The sequence below is a fragment of the Serratia sp. N21D137 genome, from assembly GCF_047530005.1.
In the GTDB taxonomy this organism is placed as follows: domain Bacteria; phylum Pseudomonadota; class Gammaproteobacteria; order Enterobacterales; family Enterobacteriaceae; genus Chania; species Chania fonticola_B.
The window spans coordinates 134,561-151,008 of record NZ_JBLJAJ010000005.1 but is presented as its reverse complement, the minus strand read 5'-3'; the positions used below and the strand labels follow the sequence as shown (position 1 = coordinate 151,008).

General features: G+C 56.7%; 13 protein-coding genes. 8 read left to right on the top strand and 5 right to left on the bottom strand.

Annotated features, from left to right (window positions below; all coding sequences use genetic code 11):
- Position 1 precedes the first annotated feature (1 nt).
- The 3 genes from ggt to ACMV5H_RS06320 all read right to left on the bottom strand — a co-directional run bounded on the left by ggt (position 2) and on the right by ACMV5H_RS06320 (position 3,407).
- A complete protein-coding gene (gene ggt / locus ACMV5H_RS06330) occupies positions 2 to 1,765 on the bottom strand; it encodes a gamma-glutamyltransferase (RefSeq protein ID WP_021805508.1) in 1,764 nt (587 codons plus the stop codon).
- Positions 1,766 to 1,992: 227 nt separating this feature from the next.
- Positions 1,993 to 2,595: a peroxiredoxin C gene (locus ACMV5H_RS06325; protein WP_037375265.1), complete on the bottom strand. Its 603-nt coding sequence runs from the start codon at positions 2,593 to 2,595 to the stop codon at positions 1,993 to 1,995.
- Between the two features lie 230 nt (positions 2,596 to 2,825).
- Positions 2,826 to 3,407 (bottom strand): ACP phosphodiesterase, encoded by a 582-nt coding sequence (locus tag ACMV5H_RS06320; RefSeq protein ID WP_037375264.1) that lies wholly within the window; start codon positions 3,405 to 3,407, stop codon positions 2,826 to 2,828.
- A gap of 117 nt (positions 3,408 to 3,524) precedes the next feature.
- Between ACMV5H_RS06320 and queA the strand changes: the two genes are divergently transcribed.
- The 5 genes from queA to secF all read left to right on the top strand — a co-directional run bounded on the left by queA (position 3,525) and on the right by secF (position 9,010).
- The gene (queA, locus tag ACMV5H_RS06315) at positions 3,525 to 4,595 is read left to right on the top strand and encodes a tRNA preQ1(34) S-adenosylmethionine ribosyltransferase-isomerase QueA (RefSeq protein WP_021805506.1); all 1,071 of its coding nucleotides are present in this window, start codon (positions 3,525 to 3,527) and stop codon (positions 4,593 to 4,595) included.
- 72 nt (positions 4,596 to 4,667) lie between these two features.
- Positions 4,668 to 5,792, top strand: coding sequence for a tRNA guanosine(34) transglycosylase Tgt (tgt, locus tag ACMV5H_RS06310; protein ID WP_021805505.1), 1,125 nt, complete (start codon positions 4,668 to 4,670; stop codon positions 5,790 to 5,792).
- 33 nt (positions 5,793 to 5,825) lie between these two features.
- Positions 5,826 to 6,158: a preprotein translocase subunit YajC gene (yajC, locus tag ACMV5H_RS06305; protein ID WP_021180200.1), complete on the top strand. Its 333-nt coding sequence runs from the start codon at positions 5,826 to 5,828 to the stop codon at positions 6,156 to 6,158.
- A 25-nt stretch (positions 6,159 to 6,183) separates the two neighbouring features.
- Entirely contained in the window at positions 6,184 to 8,031 is a 1,848-nt protein-coding gene (secD, locus tag ACMV5H_RS06300; RefSeq protein ID WP_071683027.1) for a protein translocase subunit SecD, read from the top strand.
- Positions 8,032 to 8,041: 10 nt separating this feature from the next.
- Positions 8,042 to 9,010 carry a protein translocase subunit SecF gene (gene secF / locus ACMV5H_RS06295; protein ID WP_024483920.1) on the top strand — a complete coding sequence of 323 codons (969 nt, stop codon included), beginning with the start codon at positions 8,042 to 8,044 and terminating at the stop codon, positions 9,008 to 9,010.
- Between the two features lie 56 nt (positions 9,011 to 9,066).
- Here the strand turns inward: secF and ttrR are convergent, their stop codons facing one another.
- Together ttrR and ttrS are read right to left on the bottom strand one after the other, a co-directional pair.
- Positions 9,067 to 9,681 (bottom strand): tetrathionate respiration response regulator TtrR, encoded by a 615-nt coding sequence (gene ttrR, locus ACMV5H_RS06290; RefSeq protein WP_021180197.1) that lies wholly within the window; start codon positions 9,679 to 9,681, stop codon positions 9,067 to 9,069.
- Positions 9,656 to 11,395, bottom strand: a complete 1,740-nt coding sequence (gene ttrS, locus ACMV5H_RS06285) for a tetrathionate respiration histidine kinase TtrS (protein ID WP_179256324.1) — start codon at positions 11,393 to 11,395, stop codon at positions 9,656 to 9,658. The genes ttrR and ttrS overlap by 26 nt, the downstream gene beginning before the upstream one ends.
- A gap of 171 nt (positions 11,396 to 11,566) precedes the next feature.
- On the opposite strand from ttrS, the gene ttrB reads away from it, so the two are divergent.
- Genes ttrB through ttrA form a run of 3 tightly spaced genes read left to right on the top strand, consistent with a single transcriptional unit; the run spans position 11,567 to position 16,432 of the window.
- Positions 11,567 to 12,301 (top strand): tetrathionate reductase subunit TtrB, encoded by a 735-nt coding sequence (gene ttrB, locus ACMV5H_RS06280; RefSeq protein WP_071683025.1) that lies wholly within the window; start codon positions 11,567 to 11,569, stop codon positions 12,299 to 12,301.
- Positions 12,298 to 13,356: a tetrathionate reductase subunit TtrC gene (gene ttrC / locus ACMV5H_RS06275; RefSeq protein ID WP_115158609.1), complete on the top strand. Its 1,059-nt coding sequence runs from the start codon at positions 12,298 to 12,300 to the stop codon at positions 13,354 to 13,356. The genes ttrB and ttrC overlap by 4 nt, the downstream gene beginning before the upstream one ends.
- The gene (gene ttrA, locus ACMV5H_RS06270; RefSeq protein ID WP_115158610.1) at positions 13,349 to 16,432 is read left to right on the top strand and encodes a tetrathionate reductase subunit TtrA; all 3,084 of its coding nucleotides are present in this window, start codon (positions 13,349 to 13,351) and stop codon (positions 16,430 to 16,432) included. The genes ttrC and ttrA overlap by 8 nt, the downstream gene beginning before the upstream one ends.
- The last annotated feature ends 16 nt before the right edge of the window (positions 16,433 to 16,448 follow it).

Sequence of the window (16,448 nt, the reverse complement as noted above, 5' to 3'; positions counted from 1 at the left end):
GTCAGTATCCCACTGCAGATCCTGCCGGGCGGCGTACGTCGTTGGCTCCGTACAGGTAGCCCTCACGTACGCGTCCAGAAACGGCAGAGTCGTTACCCGAGTTGGCCGGGCTGACCCCCGCTGCACCCGGTAATCCCACCAGAATCAGCTCCGCAGCGCCCCAAGGGGTTTGCTCAACCATCTTGTAGCCCATCTCTTTGAGGATTTTTAGCGTATCGGCAGAGACACCGCGCTGCTCGTAATAGACCTCATCCGGCAACCATTGATGATGGATCCTTGGCGCATCCACCGCTTCCTGCGGCGCCATGCCATGATCGATCACGTTCAGCGCGGTCTGCAGCGTGATGGTAATGATGCGTGAACCGCCTGGCGAGCCGAGTACCATAAAGATTTTGTTGTCTTTGGTCACCAGCGTAGGGCTCATGGAGGATAGTGGGCGCTTACCGGGGGCGATGGCGTTGGCTGTGCCCTGCACTAAACCATAGAGGTTTTTCTCGCCAACCTTGACGGTAAAGTCATCCATTTCATCGTTAAGGAAGAAGCCGGTACCCGGTGCGATCACCACGGCACCAAAACGGCCGTTGACGGTATAGGTGGTCGACACCGCATTCCCTTCATGATCGACAATCGAATAGTGGGTGGTTTCCGGCTTTTCGTGCGGCTCCATCCCCGGTTGTACATTGGCAGAAGGCGTAGCCTGATTGGCGACGATTTTCTTACGGATCTCATCGGCGTAGCTTTTGCTCACCAGCCGATCGATCGGATTCTTGATAAACTCGGGGTCGCCGAGATAAGTATTGCGATCCATATAGGCATGGCGCATCGCCTCTGTCATGGTATGTATCGTCGCAGCCGAGTTAAAGCCCATGTTTTTCAGATCGTAACCCTCAACGATATTGAGGATCTCGCACAGCGTGACGCCGCCGGAGCTAGGTGGTGGCGCAGAAACGAATTTATAACCGCGATAGCTACAGGTTATCGGCGTAGCCTCGGTCACTTGGTAGTTGGCGAAGTCGGCGGCGGTGAGGATGCCTCCCCCCTGTTTGGCGGCGGCTTCAACCGCCTGCGGGATTTTGCCCTGATAGAATGCGGAGGGGCCTTCTTTGGCAATGGCTTCCAGCGTGTTAGCCAAGTCGGTTTGCACCAGGCGATCGCCCGGTTGTAGCGCAGAACCGTCTTTACGCAGGAAGATTTTGGCCGACTCCGGGTCTTGTTTGAAGCGTGCGACGGTGGTGTCGAGAATATCGGTATCGGCCCGCGTCAGGATAAAGCCCTCACGGGCCAGCCTGATAGCCGGTTCCATCACCTGTTCACGGCTCAGCTTGCCGTACTTTTTACGTGCGGTCTCCATCCCCAGCACCGTTCCCGGCACGCCAGCGGCCAGATAACCGTACAGGCTGGCGTCTTTTTTCACCTTGCCTTGCGCATCCAGATACATATCGGCACTGGCCGCCGCCGGAGCGGTTTCACGGAAGTTGATAAAGGTATCGGTGCCATCGGCCAGGTGCAGGGTCATGAAACCGCCGCCGCCGATATTGCCACAGCAGGGGTTAACCACCGCCTGGGCATAGCCGACCGCGACCGCCGCATCCACCGCGTTGCCCCCCATCTTGAGAATATCGACGCCGACCTGAGAGGCCAGATGCTGCGAGGTGACCACCATGCCATTTTGCGCTTCCACCGCCGGGGTTGATGCGGCATACAGTTGGCTGCTGACCAGCAAGGCTGCCAAGGTCAGCGGTTGACTCCATTTTTGTAAAAACATAACGACTCCTGTGTTGATCCCTGTTTTATTATTTGTCCCGCAGGTGCTGCAAAGCGCAGGCCAACCTATGAAGAGTAGCTACGAATAGGCGATGCGGCGGTCGGCAGAGTGAAAAATGTGAAGCGAAACAGGGGAATATTGCACAGGAGGGGGGCGGTTGCACCGATTTTGGGCATAAAAAAAACCGGCCAGCAGGGCTGACCGGTTCTGACACTTACAGGCTGAAATTACAGCTTGGAAGCGTTCTCAGACAGGTATTTAGCTACGCCGTCTGGAGATGCGCCCATACCTGCTTTGCCTTTTTCCCACTGAGCTGGGCACACTTCGCCGTGCTCTTCGTGGAATTGCAGCGCGTCAACGGTACGGATCATTTCGTCGATGTTACGGCCGATTGGCAGGTCGTTCACGATCTGAGAACGAACAACGCCGTTCTTGTCGATCAGGAAAGAACCACGCAGGGCAACGCCCGCTTCTGGGTGTTCGATGCCGTAAGCTTTCTGAATTTCGCGCTTAACGTCAGCAACCATTGCGTATTTCACTTCACCGATGCCGCCTTTGTCGACAGGGGTTTTACGCCATGCGTTATGGACGAATTCTGAGTCGAAGGAAACGCCTACAACTTCAACGCCGCGCTTCTGGAACTCTTCATAGCGGTGATCGAAAGCGATCAGCTCAGAAGGACATACGAAGGTGAAGTCCATCGGCCAGAAGAACAGTACGGCTGGTTTGCCGTTCAGGTGCTTCTTCAGGTTGAAGTTTTCTACGATTTCGCCATTGCCTAAAACGGCTGCAGCGGTGAAGTCAGGGGCTTGACGAGTTACCAGGACCATAATTACTCCTGTAATAGTAGTTCAATGGGTTGATGTAAAAGCAGGGGCCAGTATAAGGGCCACCACTCGGTGAGGGAAGGGTGAAAGACCAATCAATGAGATAGCTTCCACCTATCAAACCGAGAGAATAAATTCAGCAGTCTTTCAAAATAACCTTTTCGTACAAAAGGGCAAGGACAAAAAGCCACATTCCGTTAAATGGATGAGTAATAGGGTTTTTTATCCGGCGATCACAATGACTTGTTTCTGGCCTGTTCCATCATACGAGGATAAAACTGCCAGAACTGTGTTTCAAGCTGATGATACTGGCGTTCCACGTCGGCAAAGGAGCCAGCCAATGCGGCCAGCCGTGGGCGGCGGCTAGCCATGCCTGCCAATACATCGCTGATAAACGGCAGCTCGGCGTAACGTTCCAGCCAGCGTTCGGGCCAAAGATAGCTGTTCAGGTTCTGGAAACGCTGCGGCGTTTGCGGCAGGTGCGGCACAATCACGCTGCGAGCTTGTTGGGTGAAGGTACGTAAGCTGCAGGTTGGCTCAAGCTGTTGCCAGTGGCGAGCCAGAAAGTGATCCCAGACCACGTCGAGCGTAATAGGGGCTACGCGGCGGAATTGCGGGCTGAAAAAGTCACGGCAGGCTTTGACTTCCGGCTGAATATCGGTCAGAACATCGACGCGCCGATGCATCATGATGCCAGCCACGACCGCCGGATCGTAATCACCTGCGGGGTTGCCGCGCACGAAATCGGCGAGCAGGTTGCCAAGCAGCGAGCTTTCCGCAAGCTGGGCCAAATGGAGATGAGCGAGAAAATTCATCTGCCAACTATAACCCAAGTCATGCAATTCCTCCTTATTCCTTGCTGCTTGTCGCCCGCGGCTTTAGACTGTACCGCCTGTTTTTTCCCAATTAGCTAGCTGAAGAAGTGAATACCCATGCGCGTCGCCGATTTTTCTTTTGAGCTCCCCGAGTCTTTAATTGCCCGCTATCCACAGCCTGAGCGCAGCGGTTGCCGTTTGCTGCAGCTGGACGGGCCAAGCGGAGGCCTGACGCACGGCGTGTTCACCGATCTGCTGGATAACCTGGAAGCGGGCGATCTGCTGGTGTTCAACAATACCCGCGTGATCCCGGCGCGCCTGTTTGGCCGCAAGGTCAGCGGCGGCAAGATAGAAGTGCTGGTCGAGCGGGTGTTGGACGATCATCGGGTGCTGGCCCATGTGCGTGCCTCTAAATCCCCCAAGCCGGGTACCGAACTGCTGCTGGGCGATGACGAAAGCATTGCCGCCACCATGGTCGCGCGCCATGACACGCTGTTCGAACTGCGCTTTAACGACGATCGTGACGTGTTCACCATCCTCAACGCGGTGGGCCATATGCCGCTGCCGCCGTATATCGATCGTCCGGATGAAGACGCCGACCGCGAACTGTATCAGACCGTCTACAGCGAAAAGCCAGGTGCCGTAGCGGCCCCGACTGCTGGCCTGCATTTTGATGAGCCGCTGTTGGCTGCGCTGCGCGCCAAGGGCATTGAGATGGCGTTTGTCACCTTGCACGTTGGCGCTGGCACCTTCCAGCCGGTGCGGGTAGAAACCATTGAAGAGCATGTGATGCATGCGGAATACGCCGAAGTGCCGCAGGATGTAGTGGATGCGGTATTAGCCTGTAAGGCGCGGGGCAAAAGGGTGGTTGCCGTGGGCACCACGTCGGTGCGTTCGCTGGAAAGCGCGGCCAATGCCTGCCAGGATGCGCTGATCGCGCCCTTCTTCGGCGATACCAGCATCTTTATCTATCCGGGATATCACTATCAGGTGATCGATGCGCTGGTAACCAACTTCCACCTGCCAGAATCCACCCTGATCATGCTGGTCTCGGCGTTTGCCGGCTATAAAAACACCATGAACGCCTATCATCAGGCGGTGGCCGAGCAGTACCGTTTCTTCAGCTACGGCGATGCGATGTTTATCAGCCGTAATCCACTGGCGGAAAGCGAATCCGTCGGGGAGTAAATTCCCGGGCTACGCACACTGCGTGGTCCTGTTTTAATGACGTCAGACTGTATCTCTGACGCTGGAGGTTTTGTGAAGTACGAATTACAGACAACCGATGGCCGTGCTCGTCGCGGCCGCCTGGTCTTTGAGCGTGGCGTAGTGGAAACCCCGGCCTTTATGCCGGTGGGGACTTATGGCACGGTCAAAGGTATGACGCCGGAAGAAGTGAAAGACACCGGTGCGCAGATCCTGTTGGGTAACACCTTCCACCTGTGGCTGCGCCCAGGGCAGGAGATCATGAAGCTGCACGGCGATCTGCATGACTTTATGCAGTGGCACGGGCCGATCCTGACCGACTCCGGTGGTTTCCAGGTGTTCAGCCTGGGGGCGATGCGCAAGATTAAAGAGGAAGGCGTTTATTTCCGTAACCCAATCAACGGCGATAAGGTGTTCCTCAGCCCGGAAAAATCGATGGAGATCCAGTACGACCTGGGGTCTGACATCGTGATGATTTTCGACGAATGCACGCCTTACCCGGCGGATTGGGACTATGCCAAGCGTTCGATGGAAATGTCTCTGCGTTGGGCGCAGCGCAGCCGCCAGCGTTTTGATGAACTGAATAACAACAATGCGTTATTCGGTATTATCCAAGGCGGCGTTTACGAAGATTTACGTGATGTATCGGTAAAAGGGCTGGTGGAGATCGGCTTTGATGGTTACGCTGTGGGCGGTTTGGCGGTAGGTGAGCCAAAAGAGGATATGCATCGCATTCTTGAACACGTTTGCCCACAAATTCCAGAAGATAAGCCACGCTATCTGATGGGGGTTGGCAAGCCGGAAGATCTGGTTGAAGGCGTGCGTCGCGGCATCGACATGTTCGACTGCGTGATGCCAACGCGTAATGCCCGTAACGGCCATTTGTTCGTGACGGACGGTGTGGTAAAAATCCGTAATGCCAAGCACAAGGATGATACCTCCACGCTGGACAGTGAGTGTGACTGCTATACTTGTCGCCATTATAGTCGTGCCTATTTGCATCATCTCGATCGCTGCAACGAAATTCTCGGTGCCCGATTGAACACCATCCATAACTTGCGCTATTACCAACGTTTGATGGCGGGTTTACGCCAGGCCATTGAAGAGGGTAAATTAGAGCTGTTTGTGGCGGATTTTTATGGTCGGATCGGTAAACCGATACCACCTTTAAACGCTTGAATTAATAATTGAAAATTTAATGAGGGAATTTTAATGAGCTTTTTCATTTCCGATGCAGTGGCAGCAGCAGGGGCTCCATCTCAGGGTAGCCCGTACTCTTTGATCATTATGCTGGTGGTGTTTGGCCTGATTTTCTATTTCATGATCCTGCGCCCACAGCAGAAACGTGCTAAAGAGCACAAAAAACTGATGGACTCCATCGGCAAGGGTGATGAAGTGTTGACCACCGGTGGCCTGATTGGCCGTGTCACTAAAGTGGCAGATACCGGTATCATTGCCATCGCGCTGAATGACACCACGGAAGTGATGATCAAGCGTGACTTCGTGGCGGCCGTTCTGCCGAAAGGTACTATGAAGGCCCTGTAATTTTGTTTTCCCTAAGGGAACTGCCGTGCTAAACCGTTATCCTCTGTGGAAGTATCTGATGTTGATCGTGGTGATCCTCGTCGGACTGCTATATGCGCTTCCCAACATTTACGGAGAGGATCCGGCCGTACAGATCACTGGCGCGCGCGGAGTCGCCGCCAGTGAAACTACGCTGGACCAAGTCCGTTCTGTATTAGAAAAAGACAATATTGCGAGCAAGTCGATTGCGCTGGAAAACGGCGCCATCCTGGCTCGCTTTAAAGATCCTGACGTTCAGCTGCGCGCCCGTGAAGCCTTGATGGCGGAGCTGGGTGACAAATATGTCGTCGCATTGAACCTTGCCCCGGCAACGCCTGCCTGGCTGGCGATGCTCAACGCCGAGCCGATGAAGCTGGGTCTGGATTTACGTGGTGGCGTGCACTTCCTGATGGAAGTCGACATGGACACCGCGCTGAGCAAGTTGCAAGAACAAACCATGGATACCCTGCGCAGCGAACTGCGTGAAAAGGGCATTCCTTACGCTGCGATACGCAAGTTGGACAACAACGGCGTGGAAGTCCGCTTCCGTGACAATGCCGCTCGCGATCAAGCCATCAGCTACATGACGCCACGTCAGCGCGATCTGGTGCTTTCTGCCAACGGCACCAACACCCTGAAAGCAACGATGACCGACGCTCGCCTGAGCGAAGCGCGTGAGTATGCGGTGCAGCAGAACATTACCATCCTGCGTAATCGTGTTAACCAGCTCGGCGTTGCCGAACCGTTGGTACAGCGCCAGGGTGCCGATCGCATCGTCGTTGAGTTGCCGGGTATCCAGGATACCGCGCGCGCCAAAGAAATTTTGGGTGCGACCGCTACGCTGGAATTCCGTCTGGTGAACACCAACGCGGATGCGACCGCTGCGGCCAATGGCCGTGTGCCGGGTGACTCCGAGGTGAAATACACCCGTGAAGGCCAACCGGTTGTGCTGTACAAGCGCGTCATCCTGACCGGTGACCACATTACAGACTCCACCTCCAGCACCGATGAGTACAACCAGCCGCAGGTAAATATCTCACTGGACAGCGCTGGTGGTACTGCCATGTCCAACTTCACCAAAGACAGCATTGGCAAGCCAATGGCGACGCTGTTCGTGGAGTATAAAGACAGCGGCAAGAAAGATGCCAACGGCCGTTCCGTGCTGGTGAAGCAGGAGGAAGTGATCAACGTGGCGAACATTCAGTCACGTCTGGGTAACAGCTTCCGTATCACCGGTATCAGCAACCCGAACGAAGCACGTCAGCTGTCGCTGCTGCTGCGTGCCGGTGCGTTGATTGCGCCTATCCAGATCGTGGAAGAGCGGACCATAGGTCCAACCTTGGGGCAACAGAACATCACCCAGGGCCTGGAAGCTTGCCTGTGGGGCCTGGTGGCTTCGATCGTCTTTATGGTGGTCTGGTACCGCAAGTTTGGCCTGATCGCCTCTACCGCGTTGATGGCTAACCTGGTGCTGATCGTTGGCGTGATGTCTCTGTTACCAGGGGCGACGCTAACCATGCCGGGGATTGCCGGGATCGTGCTGACGCTCGCGGTGGCGGTTGACGCCAACGTACTGATAAACGAACGTATCAAGGAAGAGCTGAAGAATGGGCGATCCATTCAGCAGGCGATCCATGAGGGCTATAAAGGCGCGTTCTCCAGTATCGTTGATGCCAACGTTACGACGTTGATCACCGCGATCATTCTGTACGCAGTCGGTACCGGTTCGATCAAGGGCTTTGCAATTACCACCGCAATCGGTGTGGCGACGTCCATGTTCACCGCGATTGTCGGTACCCGTGCCATCGTCAACCTGCTTTACGGCGGCAAGCGCATTAACAAGCTGTCTATCTGAGGAGTGCGTTGTGGCACAGGATTATACTGTTGAACAACTCAACTACGGCCGTAAAGTCTATGACTTTATGCGCTGGGATTACGTGGCCTTCGGCATCTCTTTGGTGCTGTTGGTAGCGTCGATCGCCACCATGTCCGTGCGTGGGTTTAACTGGGGTCTGGATTTCACCGGTGGTACGGTGATTGAAATTACTCTGGAACAACCCGCGAATCTGGACCTGATGCGCGATACGTTGGAAAAAGCCGGGTTCCAGGACCCGATTATCCAGAACTTTGGCAGCAGCCGTGACGTAATGGTGCGTATGCCACCGGCGGTCGGTACTGCAGGCCAGGAACTGGGTAACAAAGTTATTGGCGTGATCAACGAATCGGTCGATAAGAATGCGTCCGTCAAGCGTATTGAATTCGTTGGCCCGAGCGTAGGGGCAGAACTGGCACAAACCGGCGGCATGGCGCTGCTGGTGGCGTTGATCTGTATCCTGATTTACGTGGGCTTCCGTTTTGAATGGCGTTTGGCCGCGGGGGCCGTTATCGCCCTGGCGCACGACGTGGTCATCACCATGGGCGTGCTGTCGCTGTTCCATATCGAGATTGACCTGACCATCGTGGCATCCTTGATGTCGGTGATCGGTTACTCGCTGAACGACAGTATCGTGGTATCTGACCGTATTCGTGAGAACTTCCGCAAGATCCGTCGCGGTACGCCTTACGAAATCATGAACGTCTCGCTGACGCAGACGCTGAGCCGTACCATCATGACCTCCGCCACTACGCTGATGGTGGTTCTGATGCTGTACATCTTCGGCGGCGCGATGCTGCAGGGCTTCTCCCTGACCATGCTGATCGGTGTGTCTATCGGTACCATATCCTCTATCTACGTCGCCTCTGCGTTGGCGTTGAAACTGGGTATGAAACGCGAACACATGCTGCAGCAGAAAGTGGAGAAAGAGGGCGCCGATCAGCCTTCGATCCTGCCGTGATTGCCCGGTATGTGGCTGAGTAAGCCACGCACCGTCTGAACCCGATGCCGGTCAGTTTACGCTGACCGGCATTTTTTTTGCTCCTGTGCAGCCAGCAGGTTCAGCGAGCTCACCAATTCCGCCAGGCTGGTGGCCTGCATCTTCTCCATCACTTTAGAGCGGTGTACCTCGACGGTGCGTACGGCAACGAAGTAACGATCGGCGATGGCCTTGTTGGTCATTCCGGCGGCAACGCCGCTAGCGATATCACGCTCACGTGAGGTTAGCGTACTGTAACGCTGCTGCAACTGGTAGCGCTCCACTTGGCGTTGAGAATGGGCGATCCCCCGTTCCAACGCGGCGATCAGCGGTGCGGTGGCAATCGGCTTTTGCAGGAAATCCAACGCCCCCAATTTCATCTCTGCTACCGCCATGGCGATATCGCCATGGCCGGTAACGATCACTACTGCCAGCGTACTTTCCCGCTCGCGTAGCCGCTGATGGATTTGCTGCCCATCGATCCCCGGCATGCGAATATCCAGCATCACGACGCCGCATTGGTAAGGGTCGACTTGGTCGATAAAGCTTTGGCTGTCGTTCCAGATCTTCACCCGGTAATCCAACCCTTCGAGTAAAAAGCGGCTGGCGTCGGTGACTGCCAGATCGTCATCGACCAGATGTATCAGCGCCATGGCGTGTTTCCTTTTTGATCCCAGGGAAGAGCAGGGTAACGCGTAGCCCCTGCCGTTGTGGCGATATCGAATAATTTTCCAGCGTCAGCTCCCCCTGCTGGCTCCTTAGCAGCCGCTGGCAGATCACCAGCCCCAGGCCAAGACCTTCAGATTTAGTGCTGCGAAAAGGCACGAACGGCTGTGCTAACTGTTCGGCGCTGAGGCCGCCGCCATCGTCTTCCAGTATCAGCGCCTGGCGATCGCCATCGGTTTCCAGCCTCAGGGTGATCTGCTGTGAACCGGCCTGCAGGCTGTTACTTAACAAGTTGGTGAGCACCTGCTCCAACAGCGTGGCTTGGCTATACAACTGGCTTTTCGGGGCGATGATGATGGCCAACTGGCACTGAGGGTAATGCTGTTCGATTCGCATCAGCTTGATGACGTTTTCCACCAGGGGGCGCAGCGTTAGCCATTGTGCGCTCTCATGGTGTGGCGTTTTGCTGACCCATTGGCGCAGATTGACGATGATTTCTGCCCCGCGCTGCGCCTGTTGGCCAATCTGTTCGAGGATCGGCAACAGCTCGTGCTGCGGATCGCTGCGTTCAAGGCGAATACGGCAGCCTTCGGCATAGTGACGTATTGCCGCCAGAGGCTGGTTAAGTTCGTGAGCAAAGCCGGAGGCCATCTCACCCAGAGTGCTGAGACGTTGCGCCCGGGCTAGCGCCGCTTCTCTGGCCCGCAGCGTCAGATGCATTTGTTCTAGCTCGCGCCCACGCTGGCGTACCAAGTGGCCGATCCACAGGTGGTTAGTGCCAAGCAGTAGCATGCCCCCGGCGAGCGCGCCAAGCAGGAGCAGATGTTGCAATGCCCAACTGTGTATCTCTTGCCAGAGTGAACGCTGTGCCGGATGGCGATCCAGATCGCGCAGCAATTGATCTACCTGGCGAGATGAGGCGGGAGCGCCCCAGGCAGGGAGACCTGGGGTATCCATTTGCAACAGTTGGCGGGTCAGCTCGTCGACCAGGGGATCGGGTACGTGGTTCAAGGCGGCAAACGACCAGTTGGGATAAAGCACGCTACTGGTCAGGCAGGGCTGTGCGCTGGGTTTGGCCAGCAGGGCACGATAATCATTGGCTTTGAGTAATCCCTCTTTCTCCATCTCTTCCAGCAGACAAACCGGCACGATGGCCGCGTCCAGTGCCCGATCGCGCAGCAGATAAAGCAGGGCGTCCACCGGATAACCGCTGAAGTGCAGTTGCAGATCTTTTTCCGGATGTACGCCGGCGGCCAACAGTTCCTTATAGCCCAGAAGATAGCCGCCAAAGGCGTCAGGGGAGACCGCGCCCACTTTTTTTCCGGTGAGCTGATCGGCGTTGATTACTGGGCTATCGCGGCGTACCAATATCACGCTGCCTATTACGTTGTTTGAAGCGTTCTGCTGATTTTTCCCGGAGCGTAAGGACACCAACCAGCGTAACGGATAACTATTGTCCAACTGAATATACTGCGCCGGGTTGGTGAGCAGAAAATCGACCTGGCCGTTGCTGACGGCTTCCCCCATATCGGCCAGGTTCAGCGGCAACAGTTGAAAGCTTTCGTCTGGGAACTGACGGTTGAGATGGTTAATTAACGGCTGCCATTGGGCCAGCGCATGTGTATCGCCGCGTAATGCCAGCACGGCGATGGTCCATTGCCCCGCCCAGACCGGGCTCAACCAGCCGCATAGCAAGATCATCAGTACTGCCTTTTTCACATCATCTCCATTTTTATGATCTCGATCGCCAGCAGGAATTGTCCTGGATCAAGCCGCAGTAGGGAATGTGGTAAACCACAATATGGGCGGTCGTACGCCACTTTTACACTCCTTTGTATCAGCTCCCCGGTTGATACTTTTTGGGAGAAATCAATGGATAGTGGAAAACGGCAATTTTTACAACGCCTCGGTGTCCTGACCGCAGGAGCCGCATTGGTACCGCTGGCGCACTCCGGCTGGCAGCTGCAACCCGAGCGGCGTGAAGGCGACGGCAAAAAGCGTATGGCAATGTTGATCGATCTGCGCCGCTGTATTGGCTGCCAGGCCTGCACGGTTAGCTGCGCGATAGAAAATCAGCTGCCGCAGGGGCAGTTTCGCACCAGTGTGCTGCAGTATCAGGTCGTCACGGATAGCCAGCGTATCCCCACCAACGTGCTGCTACCGCGCCTGTGCAATCATTGTGATAACCCGCCATGCGTGCCGGTCTGCCCGGTACAGGCGACCTTCCAGCGTGAGGACGGCATTGTGGTGATTGATAACACGCGCTGTGTCGGCTGCGCCTACTGTGTGCAAGCCTGCCCCTATGAGGCGCGCTTTATCAACCATGAAACCCAAACCGCGGATAAATGCACCTTCTGCGTCCACCGCCTGGATGCCGGACTGTTGCCTGCCTGCGTGGAATCCTGCGTCGGCGGTGCGCGCATGATTGGCGATCTCAACGATGAACAAGGCACTTTAAGGCGCACGCTGGAACAGCATCGAGGGGAGCTAAAGGTGCTGAAACCCGAGCAGGGGACGCACCCACAGGTGTTTTATCTGGGGCTGGATGAGGCTTTTGTCAGCCATGTCCGGGGACAACCGGCGCTGTGGCAGGAGGTACACTCATGATCCGCGAAGTGATGGCTCGCCCGCAGGAGATCGCCTGGTTGCCCTGGGCAGTACAGTATTTCTTTTTCATCGGCCTGGCATGTAGCAGCATTGCCATTGCGGCCTGGCTACGCTGGCGTTCAGCGTCTGAGGTATCTCGGCTGGAGTTGACCGCCGTTTCGTTGGCGGTGGTGAGCGGCACCGTCGCTCCGTTGGCTCTGAGTGCGGATTTACATCAGCCCGCTCGAATCTGGCACTTCTATGCCCATTTTGCACCTTGGTCGTGGATGTCTCTTGGCTCGGTGTTTTTGCCGCTGTTTACCTTGCTGGTAATGGCCTATTTCATTTTGCTGCTGCGTTGCCAACTGAGGGCAAAAGCCCTGCCATTTTGGGCGCGCTGGTTACAGATCTGGCCCGCTTGGCAAGAAGAGAAATGGTTGCGCTGGATAGCCTTGGCCACGTTGCTTTCAGCCGTCAGTATCTTGCTCTATACCGGCCGCGAAGTGTCCGTGCTGCGTTCACAACCGTTGTGGTACAGCCTGTGGTTGCCTTGGTTATTGCTGCTCACCGCTATGCAGGCCGTTCCGCCAATGCTGGCCTATTGGTTACGTCACGAACCTCAGTGGCAGCCTCGATTGGCGCGCTATCAAGGGTTTTCCCTATTGTTGCTTTGTCTCTCCAGCCTGGGCTGGTGGTTGGACGGTAGTGACTCCGCCGCTGCGTTGCGTCAGTTACCCACCCAGGGGAGCGCTTGGTCATGGGTTGGCAGCACATTTGCCGTCTTGATCCTGCTATTGCTGGTTTCGGCTTGGCGATCGCGTCATCGGGCGCTAGGGACGGCAGGTCTGTTAGCACAATGCGTGGCAGCGTTGTTGCTCTGTTGGGGCGTGCGCTGGATGCTGCTGATGCAAACCCAGACGCTGCCCAAGTTCAATATATTGCTCAACCCCTATGTGTTACCGCTCGGCAGCGAGGGGTTATTGGCCATCCTCGGTACCTTCGGGCTGTGGCTGGCATTGATCATCGGGGTTCGTGAATTACAGCATGGGTTGATGGAGAAAAAACGCTATGGCTAAGTCAACGCGTCGTCAGTGGTTGAAAGGCGGGCTCGCTTTGGGTGGGCTGGCCGTGTTTGGTGCCAGCTACAGCGAAATGGTGCAAAAGGTGTTTACCGGCCTGCGTGACGGCAGCAGTGGAAAACTGACGCTGGACCGGATCAGTGCCAATGCGTTACCGCCAGAAGGCCGCCAGCATCCCGAAGGCTGGCAGGCCAATCCGCAGCAGGCCGTTTCCATGACGCAATGTTTTGGCTGCTGGACGCTGTGCGGCCTACGGGTGCGGGTCGATCGTGACAGCAATCAGATACTGCGCGTAGCGGGTAACCCTTATCATCCGCTGTCGCACGATCATCATTTTCCTTATCGTTTGCCCGTGAGTGATGCGCTCAATCGGCTAGGCGGTGATGCTGGTCTGGAACAGCGCTCAACCGCTTGTGCTCGCGGAGCTACTCTGCTGGAAGGGCTGACCAGCCCCTACCGGGTGCTGGAACCGATGAAACGGGTAGGGCCGCGCGGTGGCGGGCAGTGGCAGCGCATCAGTTTTGAACAACTGATCAAGGAAGTGGTTGAAGGCGGCGATCTGTTTGGTGAAGGGCCAGTGGAGGGATTACGGGCCATCCGCGATCTGCAAACGCCGCTCGATCGGGCACAGCCAACGCTTGGGCCGAAGGCTAACCAACTGCTGGTCACCAACGCAGGTGATGAGGGGCGGGATACCTTTATCAAACGCTTTGCACAAAACGCCTTTGGCACGCGTAACTTCGGCCATCATGGCGCTTACTGTGGTCTAGCCTACCGGGCAGGTTCCGGAGCGCTGATGGGCGATCTGGACAAAAACGCCCATGTGAAACCCGACTGGGATCATCTGCGCTTTGCACTGTTTCTGGGGACGTCACCCGCACAGTCCGGTAACCCGTTCAAACGGCAGGGGCGTCAGTTAGCCAATGCCCGCCTGCGCGATGAGTTCCGCTACGTGGTGGTAGCCCCGGCGCTGCCGTTAACCACCACGCTGGCCAACGATCATAACCGCTGGGTGCCGGTATTGCCGGGGACGGACTCAGCGCTAGCGATGGGCATGATCCGTTGGATTATCGACCAGGAGCGTTATAACGCCGATTATCTGGCGTTACCCGCAGAGGCGGCCATGCAGGCGGCTGGTGAAAAAAGCTGGTCGAATGCCACGCATCTGGTGGTGATCGATGAGGAGCATCCCCTGTGCGGCCAGTTCCTGCGTAAGTCACATCTGGTAGGTGGGGCTGGCGGTGATGAGGAAAGCCCTGCCTTGGTGTGGGACGCACAGCGAAACGAACCAATACCCGCCACCGAGGCCATGCGTGGACAACTGCTGGTTGAGCAGCAGGTTCAACTGGCCGATGGCTCATCGGTACGGGTGCGCTCCAGCTTCCGTTGTCTGCAATTGGCGGCGCAACGCTTTACGCTGGCTGAATACAGCGCCCAGTGTGGCGTTAGCGCTGAAACCATTGCGGCGTTGGCCAAGGAGTTTACGTCCTATCAGCGGCAGGCGGCAGTGATCTCCCATGGCGGTATGATGAGCGGCAACGGTTTCTATAGCAGCTGGGCGGTGATGATGCTCAATGCGCTGATCGGTAACCTTAATCTCAAGGGGGGCGTTTCAGTAGGCGGCGGCAAGTTCAAGGAGTTTGCCGAAGGGCCACGCTACAATCTCGCCACTTTCCCTGAGATGGTGAAGCCGAAAGGATTGGTGTTGTCGCGCAGTAAGCAGGCGTACGAAAAGTCAGATGAATATCGCCGCAAGGTGGAACAAGGTGTCAATCCTTATCCGGCGCGGGGGCCGTGGTATCCCTTTGTGGCTGGTCAGTTTACCGAGCAGCTAGCTCCGGCGCTGATGGGATACCCTTATCCGCTGAAAGCCTGGATCAATCACATGGGCAACCCGCTCTATGGTGTAGCTGGGTTGCGCGACGTGGTGGAGAGCAGGCTGAAGGATCCGCAGCATCTGCCGCTGTTCATTTCCGTCGACGCCTTTATTAACGAAACCAGCGCGTTGGCGGACTATATCGTGCCGGATACGCATAACTTTGAAAGCTGGGGATTTACCTCCCCTTGGTCTGGCGTAATGGTCAAGGCCAGTACCGCCCGTTGGCCAGTGGTGCCTGCGCGAACAGCCAAGACGGCGGATGGGCAGCCGATCGCGCTGGAGAGCTTTGTTATTGCGCTCTCGAAGGCCATGGGGCTGCCGGGATTCGGCGACGGGGCGTTGCAGGATGCGCAAGGTAACCCTTGCGGGCTGCATTGTGCCGAAGATTACTACCTGCGTGCAGCGGCCAACGTGGCGTTTGCCGGTGAGCCAGTGCCTGAGGCGACGGAGAGCGAGCTGCGCCTGACCGGCGTTGATCGTCTGCAACCGGCGCTGAATCAGGTGTTGAAACCGGACGAGCGGCTGCGGGTGGGCTATGTGCTGGCGCGTGGTGGCCGTTTCGCGCCCCATGAGCAGGCTTGGCAAGGGGAGGCGACCGGTCCGCAGTGGAAGCAGGGGCTGAATATCTGGAATGAAGAGGTGGCACGCCATCGCCATGCCATGACCGGGGAGCGCTATAGCGGCTGCCCAACCTATTATCCACCACGTTTTGCCGACGGCTCCGACGTGGCGCAGCACTACCCGAGCGAGGCGTGGCCGTTCCGGCTGATGTCGTTCAAGTCGCACCTGATGAGCAGCTCAACTGCTCCTATCGAGCGTTTGCGGGCCTTGAAGGCGGTTAATCTGGTCGCGCTCAACCCGCTAGATGCCGAGCGCTATGGGTTACAACATGGCGACCGGGTCAGGTTGCAGACGCCGGGCGGCAGCGTGGAAGCGCAAATCAGCTTGCTCGACGGGGTCATGCCGGGCGTGATTGCCATTGAACACGGTTATGGGCATCGTGAAATGGGGGCTCGGGTTCATTCGCTGGATGGGCAGGCATTGGCATCGGATCCACGCATTGCCGCAGGAATCAACCTCAACGATCTGGGGCTGGCCGATCCGACTCGCGAAGTCGGTAATAGCTGGCTGGACTGGGTCAGCGGGGCGGCGGTGCGGCAGGGGTTACCAGCAAAGCTGCAGCGTTTGGGTTAATCTTGCTGGCCCAATC

Excerpts from the sequence above, each read along its gene's own strand:
- ttrS (WP_179256324.1), bottom strand. The coding sequence starts at position 11,395 with ATGATCTTGCTATGCGGCTGGTTGAGCCCGGTCTGGGCGGGGCAATGG.
- ggt (WP_021805508.1), bottom strand. The coding sequence starts at position 1,765 with ATGTTTTTACAAAAATGGAGTCAACCGCTGACCTTGGCAGCCTTGCTG.
- ttrB (WP_071683025.1), top strand. The coding sequence starts at position 11,567 with ATGGATAGTGGAAAACGGCAATTTTTACAACGCCTCGGTGTCCTGACC.
- queA (WP_021805506.1), top strand. The coding sequence starts at position 3,525 with ATGCGCGTCGCCGATTTTTCTTTTGAGCTCCCCGAGTCTTTAATTGCC.
- ttrA (WP_115158610.1), top strand. The coding sequence starts at position 13,349 with ATGGCTAAGTCAACGCGTCGTCAGTGGTTGAAAGGCGGGCTCGCTTTG.
- ACMV5H_RS06320 (WP_037375264.1), bottom strand. The coding sequence starts at position 3,407 with ATGAATTTTCTCGCTCATCTCCATTTGGCCCAGCTTGCGGAAAGCTCG.
- ttrR (WP_021180197.1), bottom strand. The coding sequence starts at position 9,681 with ATGGCGCTGATACATCTGGTCGATGACGATCTGGCAGTCACCGACGCC.
- ttrC (WP_115158609.1), top strand. The coding sequence starts at position 12,298 with ATGATCCGCGAAGTGATGGCTCGCCCGCAGGAGATCGCCTGGTTGCCC.
- yajC (WP_021180200.1), top strand. The coding sequence starts at position 5,826 with ATGAGCTTTTTCATTTCCGATGCAGTGGCAGCAGCAGGGGCTCCATCT.
- ACMV5H_RS06325 (WP_037375265.1), bottom strand. The coding sequence starts at position 2,595 with ATGGTCCTGGTAACTCGTCAAGCCCCTGACTTCACCGCTGCAGCCGTT.